The organism is Bradyrhizobium sp. Mp27 (assembly GCF_029953005.1).
GTDB classification, from domain to species: domain Bacteria; phylum Pseudomonadota; class Alphaproteobacteria; order Rhizobiales; family Xanthobacteraceae; genus Bradyrhizobium; species Bradyrhizobium barranii.
In genome coordinates, this window is the sequence record NZ_JASAUS010000040.1 from 19,407 (window position 1) to 35,120 (window position 15,714).

16 protein-coding genes and 1 pseudogene are annotated in these 15,714 nt (G+C 64.1%); 8 read left to right on the forward strand and 9 right to left on the reverse strand.

The window, feature by feature from the left end:
- Positions 1 to 82 precede the first annotated feature (82 nt).
- Positions 83 to 1,948 carry a DNA helicase RecQ gene (gene recQ, locus QJT78_RS21160; RefSeq protein WP_028153144.1) on the forward strand — a complete coding sequence of 622 codons (1,866 nt, stop codon included), beginning with the start codon at positions 83 to 85 and terminating at the stop codon, positions 1,946 to 1,948.
- A 104-nt stretch (positions 1,949 to 2,052) separates the two neighbouring features.
- Here the strand turns inward: recQ and QJT78_RS21165 are convergent, their stop codons facing one another.
- Positions 2,053 to 3,066 carry a 1-aminocyclopropane-1-carboxylate deaminase gene (locus QJT78_RS21165; RefSeq protein ID WP_028153143.1) on the reverse strand — a complete coding sequence of 338 codons (1,014 nt, stop codon included), beginning with the start codon at positions 3,064 to 3,066 and terminating at the stop codon, positions 2,053 to 2,055.
- A 163-nt stretch (positions 3,067 to 3,229) separates the two neighbouring features.
- Between QJT78_RS21165 and QJT78_RS21170 the strand changes: the two genes are divergently transcribed.
- Complete coding sequence (locus tag QJT78_RS21170) at positions 3,230 to 3,694, forward strand: Lrp/AsnC family transcriptional regulator (protein ID WP_038943290.1); 465 nt, start codon at positions 3,230 to 3,232, stop codon at positions 3,692 to 3,694.
- 24 nt (positions 3,695 to 3,718) lie between these two features.
- Here the strand turns inward: QJT78_RS21170 and QJT78_RS21175 are convergent, their stop codons facing one another.
- Entirely contained in the window at positions 3,719 to 4,294 is a 576-nt protein-coding gene (locus QJT78_RS21175) for a hypothetical protein (RefSeq protein WP_038943291.1), read from the reverse strand.
- Positions 4,295 to 4,445: 151 nt separating this feature from the next.
- Between QJT78_RS21175 and QJT78_RS21180 the strand changes: the two genes are divergently transcribed.
- Complete coding sequence (locus tag QJT78_RS21180) at positions 4,446 to 5,006, forward strand: carboxymuconolactone decarboxylase family protein (protein WP_028149518.1); 561 nt, start codon at positions 4,446 to 4,448, stop codon at positions 5,004 to 5,006.
- A 16-nt stretch (positions 5,007 to 5,022) separates the two neighbouring features.
- Here the strand turns inward: QJT78_RS21180 and QJT78_RS21185 are convergent, their stop codons facing one another.
- Together QJT78_RS21185 and QJT78_RS21190 are read right to left on the reverse strand one after the other, a co-directional pair.
- A complete protein-coding gene (locus tag QJT78_RS21185; protein WP_028149517.1) occupies positions 5,023 to 6,606 on the reverse strand; it encodes a sensor domain-containing diguanylate cyclase in 1,584 nt (527 codons plus the stop codon).
- A gap of 177 nt (positions 6,607 to 6,783) precedes the next feature.
- Positions 6,784 to 7,046, reverse strand: a pseudogene (locus QJT78_RS21190) (hypothetical protein); the annotation flags it as partial.
- 285 nt (positions 7,047 to 7,331) lie between these two features.
- On the opposite strand from QJT78_RS21190, the gene QJT78_RS21195 reads away from it, so the two are divergent.
- On the forward strand, positions 7,332 to 7,580 hold the full coding sequence (locus QJT78_RS21195; RefSeq protein ID WP_028149515.1) for a hypothetical protein: 249 nt from the start codon (positions 7,332 to 7,334) through the stop codon (positions 7,578 to 7,580).
- 96 nt (positions 7,581 to 7,676) lie between these two features.
- On the opposite strand, the gene QJT78_RS21200 is transcribed toward QJT78_RS21195, so the two are convergent.
- Complete coding sequence (locus tag QJT78_RS21200; RefSeq protein WP_028149514.1) at positions 7,677 to 8,612, reverse strand: alpha/beta hydrolase; 936 nt, start codon at positions 8,610 to 8,612, stop codon at positions 7,677 to 7,679.
- Positions 8,613 to 8,716: 104 nt separating this feature from the next.
- On the opposite strand from QJT78_RS21200, the gene QJT78_RS21205 reads away from it, so the two are divergent.
- Positions 8,717 to 9,604, forward strand: coding sequence for a branched-chain amino acid aminotransferase (locus QJT78_RS21205; protein WP_281460291.1), 888 nt, complete (start codon positions 8,717 to 8,719; stop codon positions 9,602 to 9,604).
- Between the two features lie 21 nt (positions 9,605 to 9,625).
- Here the strand turns inward: QJT78_RS21205 and QJT78_RS21210 are convergent, their stop codons facing one another.
- Entirely contained in the window at positions 9,626 to 10,243 is a 618-nt protein-coding gene (locus QJT78_RS21210) for a class I SAM-dependent methyltransferase (RefSeq protein WP_028149512.1), read from the reverse strand.
- 103 nt (positions 10,244 to 10,346) lie between these two features.
- The gene (gene phaR, locus QJT78_RS21215; RefSeq protein WP_028149511.1) at positions 10,347 to 10,946 is read right to left on the reverse strand and encodes a polyhydroxyalkanoate synthesis repressor PhaR; all 600 of its coding nucleotides are present in this window, start codon (positions 10,944 to 10,946) and stop codon (positions 10,347 to 10,349) included.
- A gap of 304 nt (positions 10,947 to 11,250) precedes the next feature.
- Here phaR and QJT78_RS21220 point away from each other — a divergent pair, with 304 nt between their 5' ends.
- The 3 genes from QJT78_RS21220 to QJT78_RS21230 all read left to right on the forward strand — a co-directional run bounded on the left by QJT78_RS21220 (position 11,251) and on the right by QJT78_RS21230 (position 14,372).
- Positions 11,251 to 12,429 carry an acetyl-CoA C-acetyltransferase gene (locus tag QJT78_RS21220; protein ID WP_281460292.1) on the forward strand — a complete coding sequence of 393 codons (1,179 nt, stop codon included), beginning with the start codon at positions 11,251 to 11,253 and terminating at the stop codon, positions 12,427 to 12,429.
- Between the two features lie 247 nt (positions 12,430 to 12,676).
- A complete protein-coding gene (phbB, locus tag QJT78_RS21225; protein WP_028149509.1) occupies positions 12,677 to 13,402 on the forward strand; it encodes an acetoacetyl-CoA reductase in 726 nt (241 codons plus the stop codon).
- Between the two features lie 100 nt (positions 13,403 to 13,502).
- The gene (locus tag QJT78_RS21230; RefSeq protein ID WP_028149508.1) at positions 13,503 to 14,372 is read left to right on the forward strand and encodes an EamA family transporter; all 870 of its coding nucleotides are present in this window, start codon (positions 13,503 to 13,505) and stop codon (positions 14,370 to 14,372) included.
- 51 nt (positions 14,373 to 14,423) lie between these two features.
- On the opposite strand, the gene QJT78_RS21235 is transcribed toward QJT78_RS21230, so the two are convergent.
- Positions 14,424 to 14,846 carry a cupin domain-containing protein gene (locus tag QJT78_RS21235; RefSeq protein ID WP_028149507.1) on the reverse strand — a complete coding sequence of 141 codons (423 nt, stop codon included), beginning with the start codon at positions 14,844 to 14,846 and terminating at the stop codon, positions 14,424 to 14,426.
- A 23-nt stretch (positions 14,847 to 14,869) separates the two neighbouring features.
- The gene (gene gloB, locus QJT78_RS21240; RefSeq protein ID WP_028149506.1) at positions 14,870 to 15,637 is read right to left on the reverse strand and encodes a hydroxyacylglutathione hydrolase; all 768 of its coding nucleotides are present in this window, start codon (positions 15,635 to 15,637) and stop codon (positions 14,870 to 14,872) included.
- Positions 15,638 to 15,714: the final 77 nt, after the last annotated feature.

Genomic DNA, 15,714 nt, shown 5'->3' on the forward strand with positions numbered 1-15,714 from the left:
GCCCCGCAAACAGTCTTGCCATGCCCGCGCGGTCATGCGACTGGCCTTGTGAAGAATCCTACGGCCTTGCACCGACGCACCCATGTCCGCACCTTCCACCGCCCCGCTGCCTGCGCCCGCCAACGGCCGCGACGCGCTGTCGGTGCTGCATTCGGTGTTCGGCTTGCCGGGGTTCCGCGGCGCGCAGGGCGAGATCATCCGGCACGTCACGGATGGCGGCAATTGTCTAGTTTTGATGCCGACCGGCGGCGGCAAGTCGCTGTGCTATCAATTGCCGTCACTGCTGCGCGAAGGCTGCGGTATCGTGGTGTCGCCGCTGATCGCGCTGATGCGCGACCAGGTCGCCGGCCTGCTCGAGGCCGGGGTCAACGCCGCGGCGCTGAACTCGTCGCTGACGCTCCAGGAAGCTTCCGACATCGAGCGCCGCCTGATCGCGGGCGATCTCGACCTGCTCTATGTCGCGCCGGAACGCCTGGTGACGCCGCGCTGCCTGTCGCTGCTGGCGCAGGCGAAGGTCGCGCTGTTCGCGATCGACGAGGCGCATTGCGTCTCGCAATGGGGCCATGACTTCCGCCCCGAATATGTCGGCCTCTCCATCATCGCCGAACGTTTTCCGAACGTTCCGCGCATCGCGCTGACCGCGACCGCCGACGAGCTGACCCGCAAGGAGATCGTCGAGCGCCTCCGGCTCGCCGACAGCCCGCAATTCGTCTCCAGCTTCGACCGCCCGAATATCCGCTACGAGATCGTCGACAAGCGCAACGCCGTGTCGCAGCTGAAAGAATTCATCCGGGAGCGGCATGCCGGCGACGCCGGCGTGGTCTATTGCCTGTCGCGCAATCGCGTCGAGGAGGTTGCCGCCGCGCTCGACGACGCCGGCATTGCGGCGCTGCCCTATCACGCCGGGCTCGACAGCAGCATACGCTCGCGCAACCAGGACCGGTTCCTCAACGAGGACGGCATCGTCATCGTCGCGACCATCGCCTTCGGCATGGGCATCGACAAGCCCGACGTGCGCTTCGTCGCCCATCTCGATCTGCCGAAGAGCATCGAGGCCTATTATCAGGAGACGGGGCGCGCGGGGCGCGACGGCAAGCCGTCGGCGGCCTGGATGGCCTATGGTCTCTCCGACATCGTGCAGCAGCGCCGCATGATCGACGAGTCCAGTGGTTCTGACGATTTCAAGCGGGTGTCGATCGGCAAGCTCGACGCACTGGTCGGCCTCGCCGAGACCGCGCAGTGCCGGCGCAAGCGGCTGCTCGCCTATTTCGGCGAGGCGGAGACGGCGAACAATTGCGGCAATTGCGACAACTGCCTGACGCCGCCCAAGATGCGCGACGGCAAGGTGCTGGCGCAGAAGCTGCTGTCCTGCGCCTATCGCACCGGGCAGCGTTTCGGTGCGATGCAGCTGATCGACGTCCTGATTGGCCGCCTCACCGAAAAGGTGACGCAGTTCGGCCACGACAAATTGTCCGTGTTCGGCATCGGGAGCGAGCTGAACGAGAAGCAGTGGCGCACGGTGCTGCGGCAGCTGGTGGCGATGGGGCATTTGTACAGTGACAGCGAGGCGTTCGGCGCGCTGAAGCTGACGGAGAGCGCGCGCGGCGTGCTACGCGGCGAGACCGAGGTGTGGCTGCGCGAGGAAGCGCCGGGCACGCGTGTTCGCGCGAGCCGGACGAAATCCCGCCGCGGTGACCTCGCGCCTGCGGCCAACGCGCCGCAGGGCGATGTCGATCCCGAATTGCGGGCGCGGCTGAGGTCCTGGCGCTCGGACATCGCGCGCGAACGCGGCGTGCCGGCCTATGTCGTGCTGCACGATGCCACCATCGACGGCATCGTCCGGGCCTGGCCGACGACGCTCGACGAGCTCCGCAACGTGCCCGGCATCGGCGACAAGAAGCTCGAGCATTACGGCGAGGAACTGCTCCAGATCGTCAAGACGCGGTAGGGCATCCTGACGAGGAGCCCGGATGGAGCGAAGCGCAATCCGGGGAAGTCTTTCCGTATTGTACAAGTCCCGGATTACGCTTCGCTCCATCCGGGCTACAGACCTCAGCCGTTCCGGAATGCGTAACCGTAGCCATTGAGCGCCGGCGCGCCGCCGAGATGGGCGTAGAGAATCTTTGCGCCCTTCTCAAAATGGCCCTTCTGGGTCAGGTCGATCAGGCCTTGCATCGATTTGCCCTCATAGACGGGGTCGGTGATCATCGCCTCTAAACGTGCGGTGAGGCGGATCGCTTCCTTGGTCTCTTCCGACGGCACGCCATAGGCGGGATAGGCGTAGTCCTCGATCAGCACGACGTCGTCTTCGACGATATCCTTGCCGAGCTCGACGAGCTTGGCGGTGTTCTGCGCGATCGAGAGCACCTGCGCTTTCGTTTGCGCCGGCGTGAACGACGCGTCGATGCCGATCACCTTTCGCGCGCGGCCGTCGGCGGCGAAGCCGACCAGCATGCCGGCATGGGTGGAGCCGGTGACGGTGCAGACCACGATGTAGTCGAACTTGAAGCCGAGCTCGGCTTCCTGCTTGCGCACTTCCTCGGCGAAGCCGACATAGCCGAGGCCGCCGAATTTGTGCACGGAGGCGCCGGCGGGGATCGCGTAAGGCTTGCCGCCCGCCGCCTTCACCTCCTCGATCGCCTGCTCCCAGCTCTTGCGGATGCCGATGTCGAAGCCGTCGTCGACCAGACGCACGTCAGCGCCCATGATGCGCGACAGCATGATGTTGCCGACGCGGTCATAGACGGCGTCCTCGTGCGGGACCCAGGCTTCCTGCACCAGGCGGCACTTCATGCCGATCTTGGCGGCGACGGCGGCGATCATGCGGGTGTGGTTGGACTGCACGCCACCGATCGAGACCAGCGTGTCCGCGTTCGAGGCGATCGCGTCCGGGATGATGTATTCGAGCTTGCGCAGCTTGTTGCCGCCATAGGCGAGGCCGGAATTGCAGTCCTCGCGCTTGGCATAGATCTCGACATTGCCACCGAGGTGCTTCGACAGCCGCTCCAGCTTCTCGATGGGCGTCGGGCCGAAGGTCAGCGGATAGCGCGCGAATTTGTCCAGCATCATTGGGTCATCCCGATTGGCGTTGAATTGGCTCAAGCGCCTAGCACTGCCGTGGGCAAATGTGCTTTCAAATATTGCGCAGCAACTGTCGCAAAGCTTGCGCTCTGGCGTCCAATAGATCTATTTTCTCCCGAATTTGAGCCAAATATCGAAAGTATCTTCCATGGCTGCCCGACTCGATCGCACCGACCTTAAAATGTTGAGATTGCTGCAAAATAACGGTCGGCTGAGTAACGCCGAGCTGGCCGAAACCGTCGCCATCAGCCCCGCCACCTGCCATCGCCGCACCCAGCGCCTGTTCGAGGACGGCTTCATCGCCGCGGTTCGCGCCATGGTCGCGCCGAAGAAGGTGGCGAAGGGCACGCTGGTGATGGTCGGCGTCGTGCTCGACCGCTCGACCCCGGAGAGTTTTGCTACCTTCGAGCAAGCGATCACCCGGCTGAAATGCGTGCTCGACTGCCACCTCGTCGCCGGCGATTTCGACTATTTCCTCAAGATCCGCGTCGGCGACATGGAGGATTTCAACCGCATCCACGGCGAACAGCTGATCGCGCTGCCCGGCGTGCGCCAGACCCGCACCTTCTTCGTGATGAAGGAGGTCGTCGACAACGCGCCGCTGGAGTTTTGAGCGGCTCGACGTGCAATCCGTCGATCAGGGACGACTCCCGCTTTGGGCCGCGCGGGGCCCACCTAGATGGGTACAGTAGAGAAGATAACTCCCCTCTTCGTGCCACGCATCGGTCTTGGCAACCTCTTTCCATCCGCGCTTCTCGGGATCTCGTTCGAAGTGCTTTGGCTTCGTTTCAATTAGAGGACCTATTTCCATCTCGATCTTGTTGATCGTCCAATCGTAAACTATGGCGGGTGCGCCTGGTTGGTGCGCATGACTTTCGAAGTAATAGAATGGGTCTACTCCGATGGAGACTAGTCCTCCCAACCACGTGCCTGGGCGAGCATTGTCAGGAGGCTTTCCGTCGCAATACATGAGAAGGCCGGCGTCTAGCACCCACCAGTCATCTTGTGCATGCACGACCTGAGCAACAATTTCGTAAGAGCTCTCGAACAGGTGAGTGATTGACGGCGCTTTGTGGTCAGGTCGACCGTACTTGGGAAGCGGGACGACTGGCCAGAATTCGAGCGCGAATGAGGCGTTTGTCGCTTGCGCGAAATCACCATAGTTGCCGTCCTGAACAACCCAATTATCGAGTCCGACGACTAGATCGGCCATCGCATGCCTCGCCAATGAATGATGGGACATAACATGGTTGTGTTCGCATCTTCATACCACTTGCAAAATGGCACGATCGTCACGGCAACTTCACTTGCCTTGCGCATGCATGCAGGTGACCGTTGCGTCTTCTCAACGAGGAGATCCTGCCGTGCGCCTTCCCATTCTCGATCCGAAAGATCTGACCGACGAACAGAAGCCGCTCTATGACGACATGCGAGCCGGCATCAAGGACCACTTCAAGGGCTTCGTGAACATGCGCGACGACGGCGCGTTGCTTGGGCCCTGGAATCCCTGGATCCGCGAGCCGCGTTTCGGCAAGCCGGTGTGGGAGCTGGTCAAGGCAATCGCGTCGAACCCGCTGCTGCCGGCGCCGGTGCGCGAGGTCGCGATCCTCGTCACCGGTTCGCATTTCCGCTCTGGCTACGAGCTCTATGCTCATGTGCTCGTTGCCGAGCAGCGCGGCCTCTCCGACGAGAAGCTCGCGACCATTGTCGCCGGGCAGCGGCCGGTCGATCTCACCAAGCAGGAAGCCGTCGCCTACGACGTGGCGTCCGCATTGGTCAGCGGCGGCGTGCTGCCGGAATTGACCTGGCGCGCCGCGGTGAAGGAGTTCGGCGAGCACGGCGCGGCCGAGCTGTCCTATCTTGTCGGCGTCTATTGCATGGTCTCGGTCACGCTCAACACGTTTGACGTGCCGGTGCCGGAGTAGACGCTGCGTCCTTCGATCACTCCGCCGCCTTGCTTGCAGGCGGCGGGGGCGCCCAGGCGATGCAGCGATTGCGGCCTTCGGCCTTGGCCTGGTAGAGCGCATGATCGGCCGCGCCCATCAGCGCGTCGATGCCGGACATGCTCACGGTGGCTTCCGCCATGCCGATGCTCACGGTGAGGCCGAACTGAACCTTGTCGGCAAAGACCTGCGCGCTCATCACGCGCTTGCGGATGCGTTCGGCCACCGTCCTCGCGCGGGACAGGCTGGTCTCGGGCAGGAGAACCGCAAATTCCTCGCCGCCGAGGCGGCCGACGATGTCCGACTTGCGCTTGCCGTCGAGGCACGCGGCCGCAACCGCCTTGATCGCGGCGTCACCCACCGCATGGCCGTAGCGATCGTTGACCGACTTGAAGTGGTCGATGTCGAGCATCAGCACGGAGACGGAGCGGTAATAGCGCTGAAAACGACTCCATTCCGCATCGAGGCTTTCGAGGAAGTGGCGGCGGTTGTAGAGACCGGTGAGCGGATCGGTGGTGGCGAGCGTCTCCAGCATCGCGGCCTTTTGCGTCAGATCGGTGATGTCGACATAGGTCAGCATGCGGCCGCCATTCGACATCGTGGTGCAATGGGCCCTGATGCGCCGGCCGTCCGGCGTCTGCAGGTCGCGCACGTGATCGCCGGCCTTGACCTCTTCGACGCGTCTCGCCGGAAATTTCGCGAGTTCGCTCGTTGGAAGGTGGGGCGCGCTGGCGCGATGCAGGCGTCGTACCAGCGACGAATAAGCCGGCCGGTTCGCGGCCTCGTCTTCGCTGACCTCCCAAAAGCGCCGCATGCGCCGGTTCATGAAAGTGGCGCGCAGGTCGGGGTCGAGAAGGAGGACCCCATCCTGAACATTCTCCAGCGCATCGCGCAGCAGCTTCAGTTCGTCGGAATAGCGCACGATGTCGGTGACGGGCGTATAGGTCAGCATGCGCCCGCCATCGGGCAACGGCGTGACCTGGACGCGCACGACATCGCCGTTGGTCCGGCGCAGATCGATCGGCGTCGGATCGCCCGCCTCGATCACACGAACACGCTCCGTGATCAGGGCATCGAGGTTGGGGTCCGGCACCTCATAGGCTCCGGTGTCACGTCCATGATGGAGCAGCGTGAGAATGGATGGATTGCTGTCGGCAACCTCGTCAGGCAGGCGCCACATCTGGCGAAACGACCGGTTGATCAGGCGCGCCCTGAGGCTTGAGTCGAGCAGCACGATACCGGTCGGCACATGATCGAGCGCGGCGCGCAGCGCCAGCATCTGGCTGCGCATCAACGCGTCGGACGAGCGTTCCCGTTCCTCGCCGGCTGGTCGCTCGACGCTGCCCAGCTGCTCGCAGGCGACCCCGACCTGACGGTCGGATCGCCAGACCACGCGGCAGGTCAGGCTCTCGCGCCCCGCAAGCCTGAGCTGGAATCGCTCGGGCACGCCGATGCCGCTCTCCATCTCGAGCGTTGCGGCTTCCTCGGACAGCCTGCGCACGACGCAATCGATCGACGACTGGCCGAAGTTGAAGAAGATCTTCCCAGCGAGGAACGTCCGTTCCGGGACCAAGCGGGACATTCTCAGCCTCCAAGGCGAAACGCGATGCGAAAGGTCGGTCCAGTTTCGCGCAAGGATCCTTGCGGCAGTGTAACGCAATCGATGTTTTGGGATGAGGATTAACAACCGGTTGACGCGCAATGCGAAGCGGCTGATGCCTTAAGCTTTGAGGGGCCGATTCCGTGCCGAGCCATCCGGTCAATTGCGGGTGCTGCGTACCGGGTAGAGCGGTGTGCGCAACGTCATCTGGTCGGCCGGCTTCGGCATCCAGGCGATCTGGGCGGTGATGCCGAACAGGCGGTTGTCGTTGTCATCGATGCGGTCGAGATCGAGCCGCAGGATCGGCTGGGTGAAGGCTCCGCAAGCGTTCGGCCTCCGAACTGCGCGCCGAGGCGTCCCGTGAACTTCCAGTTGCTCGGCCATTGGTAATAGCCGCCCGCATAGAGGATCGTGTTCGGCCTGAATCGTCGGCAGCGAAGGCAGTGCCTGCCGAGATCGTCAGACAAAGCAGTCCCATCGCGACAGCGCGCGAAGCCTGGCGATGCGATGGGCGGTGATGGGCCACGTGACAATCCGACGCGTGGCGATTTCATGACGGAACCGTTGTTAGATGGAACGTGATCGCTCGTGTGGGCAAGCGGTATCCGTAAGCGATGGACGGCACGGATGTGCGCGGCTACCCTGCCGTGATCGCACCGACACACGCGCCGGCCGGAGTGCGGGCCGGACATTGGAAGGACACAGCCATGAACACGTCACGCCGCATCCTGCTCACTGGTCTGGCGGGCCTCGCTGTCGCGCCGACCGCGGTGGCGGCTAGCGTACCGTCGGCCGAGCCCGGTGACGTGACGGTCGCCGAAGAGCGGTTCGCGCGCACGATTGCCGCCGCCCATGCCCCTGACGTCACCTGCGCACGGCAGGCCGAGCGCTATGCGGATGCGCATTGGCTGGAATATGTCGTGGCGGCGCGGGCCGTGCTCGGCGCGCGCGCGTGATGCTTTCTTCCCTTCTCCCCTTGCGGGAGAAGGTGGCGCGAAGCGCCGCTACGCGGCGATCCACCCTCTCCACAGGGGAGAGGGTAGGAAAGCGCCTCATTTCTCCACCGCCCGCCGAACCTGTTCGCCGATCTGCGACAGCACGAGCTGCGCCTGCGGCAGGATCGCGCCCATGGCGTGGAAATTGTGGACCATGCCGTCATGGCAGACGTGCTCGACCGCGACGCCCGCGGCGAGCAGCTTGCGCGCATAGGCATTGCCCTCGTCGCGCATCGGATCGAATTCGGCGGTGTGGATGATCGCGGTCGGCAGGCCTGCAAGCCGCGTCGCGCGCAAGGGCGAGATGCGGGGGTCGGCGGTGTCGATGCCATCAGGCAGATAATCGGCGAGATCGGCTTCGATGGTGGCGCGATCGATCAGATGGCCTTCGGCGAATGCCTCGCGGGAAGGCGAGGTCTCCTCGAAATCCAGCACCGGGCAGATCAGGCATTGCGCGACGATCGAGAGGCCGGCGCTCTGCATCGCTTCCTGACACACGATCGCAGCGAGGGTGGCGCCGGCGGAATCGCCACCGACCACCAGACGTTCGGCGTCGATGCCCAGCGACGAGGCTTGCCGCGCGACCCATTCCGTGGCTGCGATCGCATCAATGACGGCGGCAGGAAATTTGTGCTCAGGCGCGAGCCGGTAATCGACCGAGACGAGACGACAGCCGGTCACCTGCGCCAGCGCCGCTGCGATGCGGTCATGCGTCGCAATGCTGCCGGCCACGAGCCCGCCGCCATGAAAGAACACGAAGCCCGGTGCGCGGTCGCCGGCTGATGCGGGCGAATACAGGCGATAGGGCAGCTCTCCACCGGGACCCGGAAGCGTGCCGTCGGCGGTGGTCACATCCGGCGCATCGGTGCGCGCAAACTGCATCAGCTTGGCCAGCGACTGCCGCCGTGCCTCCACGCTCGGCCGGCTCCGCCCCTGCGGGGCGGCCGCAGCCATCATGGTCAACAAACGCCTTGCAAGCGGATCGAGCGGCATGGATCCTTCTCCCCTCGTCGGAGAGGGTAACGCAACATATCCCAGCAGGGAATCATTTAGACATTGGGACAATAGTGCCCGGATATGTCCAAGGGAGGCCGGTCATGGCCGAGATCAAGAAACCGATCGAATATTCGCCGAGCTGGACCTTCTTCGAGGGCAAATGGCACGACGGCAACGTGCCGATCATGGGCCCGCGCACGCATGCGGCCTGGCTCGGCTCGGTCGTGTTCGACGGTGCGCGCGCGTTCGAGGGCGTCGCGCCCGACCTCGAGCGTCACGTCGCCCGCGCCAACCAATCCGCGATCAATTTTGGCCTGAAGCCGGTGGTCGACACCGGCACCTGGCTCACGCTCGCACACGAGGGCATCGCGCGCTTCATGGCGAATGCCGAGCTGTACGTCCGCCCGATGTACTGGGCCCAGAACGGTTCGGGCGGCGGCGTGCTGTTCGACCCCGAGACGACCAATTGGTGCCTGTGCATCTACGAGGCGCCGATGCCGAAACCCGTCGGCAACGCCATCACGCTGTCGCCGTTCCGCAGGCCCACCGCCGAATGCGCGCCGGTCGAGGCCAAGGCCGCCTGTCTCTATCCGAACAATTCGCGGGCGCTCGCGGAAGCCGCCGGGCGCGGCTTCCAGAACGCGCTGATGCTCGACATGCTCGGCAACGTCGCGGAGTTCGGCAATTCCAACGTGTTCATGGCCAGGGACGGCGTGGTCTACACGCCGGTCCCGAACGGCACGTTCCTGAACGGCATCACGCGCCAGCGCGTCATCAGCCTGCTGCGCGGCGACGGCGTCACCGTGGTCGAGAAGACGCTGCGCTATGCCGACTTTCTCGCCGCCGACGAGATCTTCTCGACCGGCAATTTCTCCAAGGTCGCCCCCGTCATCCGCATCGACGATCGCGAGCTGAAGCCGGGGCCGTTCTACACCAAAGCGCGCAAGCTCTATTGGGATTTTGCACATGCGGTGAAGCTGGCGGCGTAGGGCGCCGCACTTTTGTTCGTCCTAGCCGAGTCGCTTAAACCGGCTGAACTGAAACGCCTGGGTCGACTTCCACGGCGTGTGATGCGTCTCGCTCCGCGTCTCGACCAGCTCGAACTCCGGCCCAAGCTCCGTCGCAAGGCTCGCGCTGTCGTGCCGCTGCACCGGCAGGCCGCTGCATTTCTCCGGGCCATCAAGTGCAAATGTCGCGATAATGATTTGGCCGCCGGGCGCAATCGCCGACCGCAGGCGCTCGACGTAAGCGGCCCTGTCGCGCGGATCGGTCAGGAAGTGAAATGCCGCGCGATCGTGCCAGATGTTATAGCTGCGCCCCGGCCGCCATGTCGTGGCGTCGGCAACGATCCAGTCGACTGCTGAAGCCGCGCGGCCTATTCGTTTCTTCGCCGCTTCAAGTGCGTTGGCGGAGAGATCCAGCACGGCGAGGTCGCGGTATCCGTCCCGCAGGAGAGCGTCCACCAGCCGCGAAGCGCCGCCGCCGATGTCGATGATGGCGGCGCCATGGTCAGGACAGGCCGAGCGGATCATCTCGAGCGAGATCGCCGGGCTGTCCTGAAACCAGCTTACCTCCGCCTCGCCCTTGGTGGCGTAGACGTTGTCCCAGTGTGTGCTGCGGTCGGACATGGCGGCTCCGGCCTGGCCGGGACGACAGCGCGCAAGTCGCGCCGTTACGAACCGGCGGCCCGCGCGCCCGCCGCAGGTGGACGCGCCGGCGCGAACGAAATCCCTACTCGTCCTTCTTCGACATCCGCTCGAGGCGTTCCTGCATGTCCTTCATCTGCTGTCGCAGGTCGTCGATGTTGCTGCTGCCCGTCGGCGCCGCAGCGCTTGCGTCGGCCTCCGGTTCGGGGCTGGTCGCCGGACGGCCCGCGTTGGGGGCAAACGGCTTGAACATCGAGAAGGTCTGCTGGAACAGCTCCATGTTGCGGCGGACCTGTTCTTCCAACGGAGCAAAAGGAGTGCCGGAGAGTGTGTTGGCGATCTGCTTACGGAACTTCTCCTGCTCCTGGGTCAGCGTCGCGATCGACTGCTCCAGATATTTCGGCACCACCATCTGCATGCTGTCGCCGTAGAAGCGGATGAGCTGGCGCAGGAAGGTGGTCGGCAGCAGGTTCTGGCCGGCCTTGTTCTCCTGCTCGAAGATGATCTGGGCGAGCACGGAGCGGGTGATGTCGTCGCCGGTCTTGGCGTCGTAGACTAGGAAATCCTCTCCGTCCTTGACCATGGCGGCGAGGTCTTCGAGCGTCACGTAGGTGCTCGTTCCGGTGTTATAGAGCCGGCGGTTCGCGTATTTCTTGATGGTGGTGGGTTGGTCTGATTTCGCCATGGGCTCTCACTTGCAGGCGCGGAGAACGGGAACCCGGCGGATAATGCCGCAGGGCGGGAAGAGTACGCAACGCAACAAAATAAGCATTTTCAAAGGGGTCACGCTACCGTTTTGTGCGCCACGGTTAATCGGGCAGCAAAAACGTGCTTGCGAAAGCGCCAAGAACGCCATTTTTAATGCGTTGCGGCATGAATTCGGTCGCCGGCCGATTGACATGCCTCAACGACGTTAACAGGATGCCATTCGAGACTGGCGAGCCGTTTCCCCAGCCCCGCCTGCCCCCTTTCAACACCAGGAGATGCCCATGTCAGACGATGTCGTCATCGTCAGCGCCGCCCGCACCCCGGTCGGAAGCTTCAACGGAGCGTTCGCGACCCTTCCCGCCCATGACCTCGGCGCCATCGCCATCAAGGCCGCGCTGGAGCGTGGTGGCATCGAGCCTGGCCGGGTCTCCGAAGTCATCATGGGTCAGATCCTGACCGCGGCTCAGGGCCAGAACCCGGCTCGCCAGGCCTCGATTGCCGCCGGCATTCCGGTGGAGAGCCCGGCCTGGGGCGTCAACCAGCTTTGCGGCTCGGGCCTGCGCACCGTCGCGCTCGGCTACCAGGCGCTGCTCAACGGCGATTTCGAAATCGTGGTCGCCGGCGGCCAGGAATCCATGAGCATGGCTCCGCACGCCCAGTATCTGCGCGGCGGCGTCAAGATGGGCCCGGTCGAGTTCGTCGACACCATGATCAAGGACGGCCTGTGGGATGCCTTCAACGGCTATCACATGGGCAACACGGCCGAGAACGTCGCGCGCCAGTGGCAGATCACCCGCGCCCAGCAGGATGAATTCGCCGTCGCCTCGCAGCAGAAGGCCGAGGCCGCGCAGAAGGCCGGCAAGTTCAACGACGAGATCGTTCCCGTCACCATCAAGTCCCGCAAGGGCGACGTCGTCGTCAGCGCCGACGAATATCCGCGCCACGGCGCCACCCTCGACGCCATGGCCAAGCTCCGTCCCGCCTTCGAGAAGGAAGGCACGGTCACCGCGGGTTCGGCCTCCGGCATCAACGACGGCGCTGCCGCCGTGGTGCTGATGACCGCCAAGCAGGCGGCCAAGGAAGGCAAGAAGCCGCTCGCGCGCATCGTGTCCTGGGCGCAGGCCGGCGTCGATCCGAAGATCATGGGCTCGGGCCCGATCCCGGCCTCGCGTGCCGCGCTGAAGAAGGCCGGCTGGAGCGTCGGCGATCTCGACCTGATCGAGGCCAACGAGGCCTTCGCGGCGCAGGCATGTGCCGTCAACAAGGATCTCGGCTGGGACACCTCGAAGGTCAACGTCAACGGCGGTGCGATCGCGATCGGCCATCCGGTCGGCGCTTCCGGCGCACGCGTGCTGGTGACGCTGCTGCACGAAATGCAGAAGCGCGATTCGAAGAAGGGCCTCGCCACGCTGTGCATCGGCGGCGGCATGGGTATCGCGATGTGCCTGGCGCGCGACTGAAGCTGACATCTAACTTACGTGTCACTTGCGCGTGCGCTGCACACATAGATGAGTGCGTTGCACGCGACTAAAAAGGCGGCGGTTGCAAATCAAATATTCTTCGCAACAGCGCCAGCCTCGACTAAATACAAACGCCCGGCTCGACGCCGGGCGTTTTGTTCTTGATGTCCGTCAAACCAACCGCATAATCCACCACTAAAAACGATCACTCAGAAACGTCCGCAGAGTCCAAGGGAAGGAATACGATATGGCACGTGTTGCACTGGTGACGGGTGGTACGCGGGGCATCGGAGCTGCGATCAGCAAGGCGCTGAAGGCGGCCGGCTACAAGGTCGCGGCAAGCTATGCCGGCAACGATGCGGCGGCGGAGAAGTTCAAAGCCGAGACCGGCATCGCCGTCTACAAATGGGACGTCAGCAATTTCGATGCCTGCGCCGAAGGCGTGAAGAAGGTCGAGGCCGAGCTCGGCCCCGTCGACGTGCTCGTCAACAACGCCGGCATCACCCGCGACACCGCCTTCCACAAGATGACGCTCGAGCAGTGGAACGCCGTGATCAACACCAATCTCGGCTCGCTGTTCAACATGACGCGCCAGGTCATCGAAGGCATGCGCGCGCGCAAGTTCGGCCGCGTCATCTCGATCTCGTCGATCAACGGCCAGAAGGGGCAGTTCGGCCAGGTCAACTATTCCGCAGCAAAGGCCGGCGACATCGGCTTCACCAAGGCGCTCGCGATCGAGAACGCCAAGGGCGGCATTACCGTCAACGCGATCGCACCGGGCTACATCAACACTGAGATGGTGCAGGCGGTGCCGAAGGACGTGCTGGAGAAGAATGTCATCCCGCAGATCCCGGTCAACCGGCTCGGCGAACCCGAGGAGATCGCGCGCGCCGTGGTGTTCCTTGCCGCCGACGAGGCCGGCTTCATCACCGGCTCGACGCTGACCATCAATGGCGGCCAGTATCACGCCTGACAGGACGTCAAGCCTGTAGATTCAGGCGCGACAAGGCGATAGTGAAGACGAAATGCCCGGCCTCGTGCCGGGCATCATCGTCCTCAGAGTCTTTCGATTGATGACCCCGCGCACAGCCACACTGATCGGATTGACCGCGATCCTGATGTGGTCGCTGCTATCAGTGATGACGGTAGCGACCGGAAGGATTCCGGCGTTCCAGCTTGCCGCCATGACGTTCGCGATCGGCGGTCTCGTCGGGCTCCTCACCTGGGTCGGCCGCGGCGATGCGGCGAGGAGCTTGCGTCAGCCGCTGGTCGTATGGGTCGTCGGCGTCGGTGGCCTGTTCGGCTATCACGCACTGTATTTCCTGGCGCTGCGCTTTGCGCCGCCGGCCGAAGCCGGTCTTTTGAATTACATGTGGCCGCTCCTGATCGTGCTGTTCTCGTCGTTCCTGCCGGGCGAGCGGCTTGCGGTGCATCACATCATTGGTGCCGTGCTCGGCCTCGTCGGCACCGTGCTGCTGTTCGCCGGGAGCACCTCCGGCTTCGCGCCGGGCCAGCTGCCGGGATTGATCGCGGCGTTCATCGCAGCGTTCGTCTGGGCGGCCTATTCGGTGCTGTCGCGACGATTGAACGCGGTGCCGACCGATGCGGTCGCGGGCTTCTGCCTTGCCACCGCGGTGCTCGCCGCGCTGATGCATGGTCTGCTTGAAACCACGGTGTGGCCGGAGACGCCGCTGCAATGGCTCTCCGTGGCCGCCCTCGGCATCGGGCCCGTCGGCGCCGCGTTCTACGCCTGGGACATCGGCATGAAGCGCGGCGACATCCGCGTGCTCGGCGCCGCATCCTATGCGACGCCGCTGCTCTCGACCGGATTCCTCATCGCCGCCGGTTTTGCAACAGCCAGCGCCAACATCGCCATCGCCGCGGTTCTGATCGCCGGCGGCGGCCTGATCGCGGCGAAGGATATGGTGCTGCGGAAGCGGTGACAGTTGTTGTCGGGCGCGCCGCCATGCGGCGCCCCGGAATGACAGTGCGCCTTACGGCTCCCAGCCCTTCGGCGCGAGCTCGAATTTTGCGAACTCGAATGCGGGCGCGACGGTGCAGCCGACCAGCGTCCACTCTCCCATGCTCTCCGCCATCTGCCAGGCATTCGCCGGCACGATTCCCTGCGGCCGTTCGCCGCTCACAAGGTCCGTGCCGAGCCGCACCTCGTGTTGCAAGCAGCCTTCATGCGCGATGCGCAGCGTCAGCGGACTGCCGGCGTAGTAGTGCCAGATCTCCACGGCGTCGATGCGATGCCAATGCGAGCGTTCGCCGCGCGCGAGCAGGAAATAAATGAGGGTCGAGCGCGACCGGCCGTTGGTATCAGTGGTCTGGTCGCGAAACGTCTCGCGGTAGTGGCCGCCTTCGGGATGCGGCCGGAGTTCGAGGCGTGCGATGATCTCGGCTGCGGTCGGCATCGATCCCCGTCAGGATTTGTTCTTCAGGACTTGTTCTTGCGCTCGCGCAGTTCGCCGAACACCGCGGCGGGATCCGCGCCCCTCATGTGTAGCCTGGTTGCGACCGAGAGTTCATCAGCCCGCAGGAACACGTTTGCTCGCTTCTCGTCACCAAGCAGTGATGGAATGGTCGGCTTGTTCTCGGCCCGCAGCTTCGCCACCTCCGCCGCGCGCGCCTGGAGCGCCGCATTGTCGGGATCGATCGTGAGCGCGAACTTGACGTTGGAGGCCGTGTACTCGTGCCCGCAATAGAGCTTGAAGTCATCGGGCAGGGCGCGCAGCTTCAATAGCGAGTCCCACATCATCGGATAGTTGCCCTCGAACACGCGGCCGCAGCCGATCGAGAACAGCGTGTCGGCGGCGAACACCGTCTTCTCGGTGTCGAACACGTAGGAGATGTGGTCGAGCGTATGGCCGGGCGTCTCCACCACGCGTCCCAACAGGTTGCCGATCTTGACGATATCGGCATTGACGACGCGCAGGTCGACATTCGCAATCTTCGTCGTCTTGTCATGCGGCGCGACGACGCGGCAATTGTATTTCTGCTTGAGTTCGGCGACCCCGCCGACATGATCGCCATGATGATGGGTGATCAGGATGTCGGTGAGCTGCCAGCCCTCGCGCTCAAGCGCCTTCAGGATGGGGCCGGCCTCCGGCGCGTCGATCGACGCCGTCGCCTTGGTTTCCACATCGTGGATCAGATAACCGAAATTGTCGCTTAAACAGGTGAAAGTACGAATTTCGGCGGCCATGTCATCTCCATCGCGCTCAGCCCCGCTGACAAATATGGCGTTAACGTTGCGCAGGCAATGCAATATTCCGCGCGCGG

Bases quoted from the DNA above. Each gene is read 5' to 3' on its own strand.
- QJT78_RS21220 (WP_281460292.1), top strand. From the start codon at position 11,251: ATGTCAGACGATGTCGTCATCGTCAGCGCCGCCCGCACCCCGGTCGGA.
- gloB (WP_028149506.1), bottom strand. From the start codon at position 15,637: ATGGCCGCCGAAATTCGTACTTTCACCTGTTTAAGCGACAATTTCGGT.
- QJT78_RS21165 (WP_028153143.1), bottom strand. From the start codon at position 3,066: ATGCTGGACAAATTCGCGCGCTATCCGCTGACCTTCGGCCCGACGCCC.
- QJT78_RS21185 (WP_028149517.1), bottom strand. From the start codon at position 6,606: ATGTCCCGCTTGGTCCCGGAACGGACGTTCCTCGCTGGGAAGATCTTC.
- QJT78_RS21210 (WP_028149512.1), bottom strand. From the start codon at position 10,243: ATGTCCGACCGCAGCACACACTGGGACAACGTCTACGCCACCAAGGGC.
- QJT78_RS21235 (WP_028149507.1), bottom strand. From the start codon at position 14,846: ATGCCGACCGCAGCCGAGATCATCGCACGCCTCGAACTCCGGCCGCAT.
- QJT78_RS21205 (WP_281460291.1), top strand. From the start codon at position 8,717: ATGGCCGAGATCAAGAAACCGATCGAATATTCGCCGAGCTGGACCTTC.
- QJT78_RS21170 (WP_038943290.1), top strand. From the start codon at position 3,230: ATGGCTGCCCGACTCGATCGCACCGACCTTAAAATGTTGAGATTGCTG.
- QJT78_RS21230 (WP_028149508.1), top strand. From the start codon at position 13,503: ATGACCCCGCGCACAGCCACACTGATCGGATTGACCGCGATCCTGATG.
- QJT78_RS21195 (WP_028149515.1), top strand. From the start codon at position 7,332: ATGAACACGTCACGCCGCATCCTGCTCACTGGTCTGGCGGGCCTCGCT.
- QJT78_RS21175 (WP_038943291.1), bottom strand. From the start codon at position 4,294: ATGGCCGATCTAGTCGTCGGACTCGATAATTGGGTTGTTCAGGACGGC.
- QJT78_RS21200 (WP_028149514.1), bottom strand. From the start codon at position 8,612: ATGCCGCTCGATCCGCTTGCAAGGCGTTTGTTGACCATGATGGCTGCG.
- phaR (WP_028149511.1), bottom strand. From the start codon at position 10,946: ATGGCGAAATCAGACCAACCCACCACCATCAAGAAATACGCGAACCGC.
- recQ (WP_028153144.1), top strand. From the start codon at position 83: ATGTCCGCACCTTCCACCGCCCCGCTGCCTGCGCCCGCCAACGGCCGC.
- phbB (WP_028149509.1), top strand. From the start codon at position 12,677: ATGGCACGTGTTGCACTGGTGACGGGTGGTACGCGGGGCATCGGAGCT.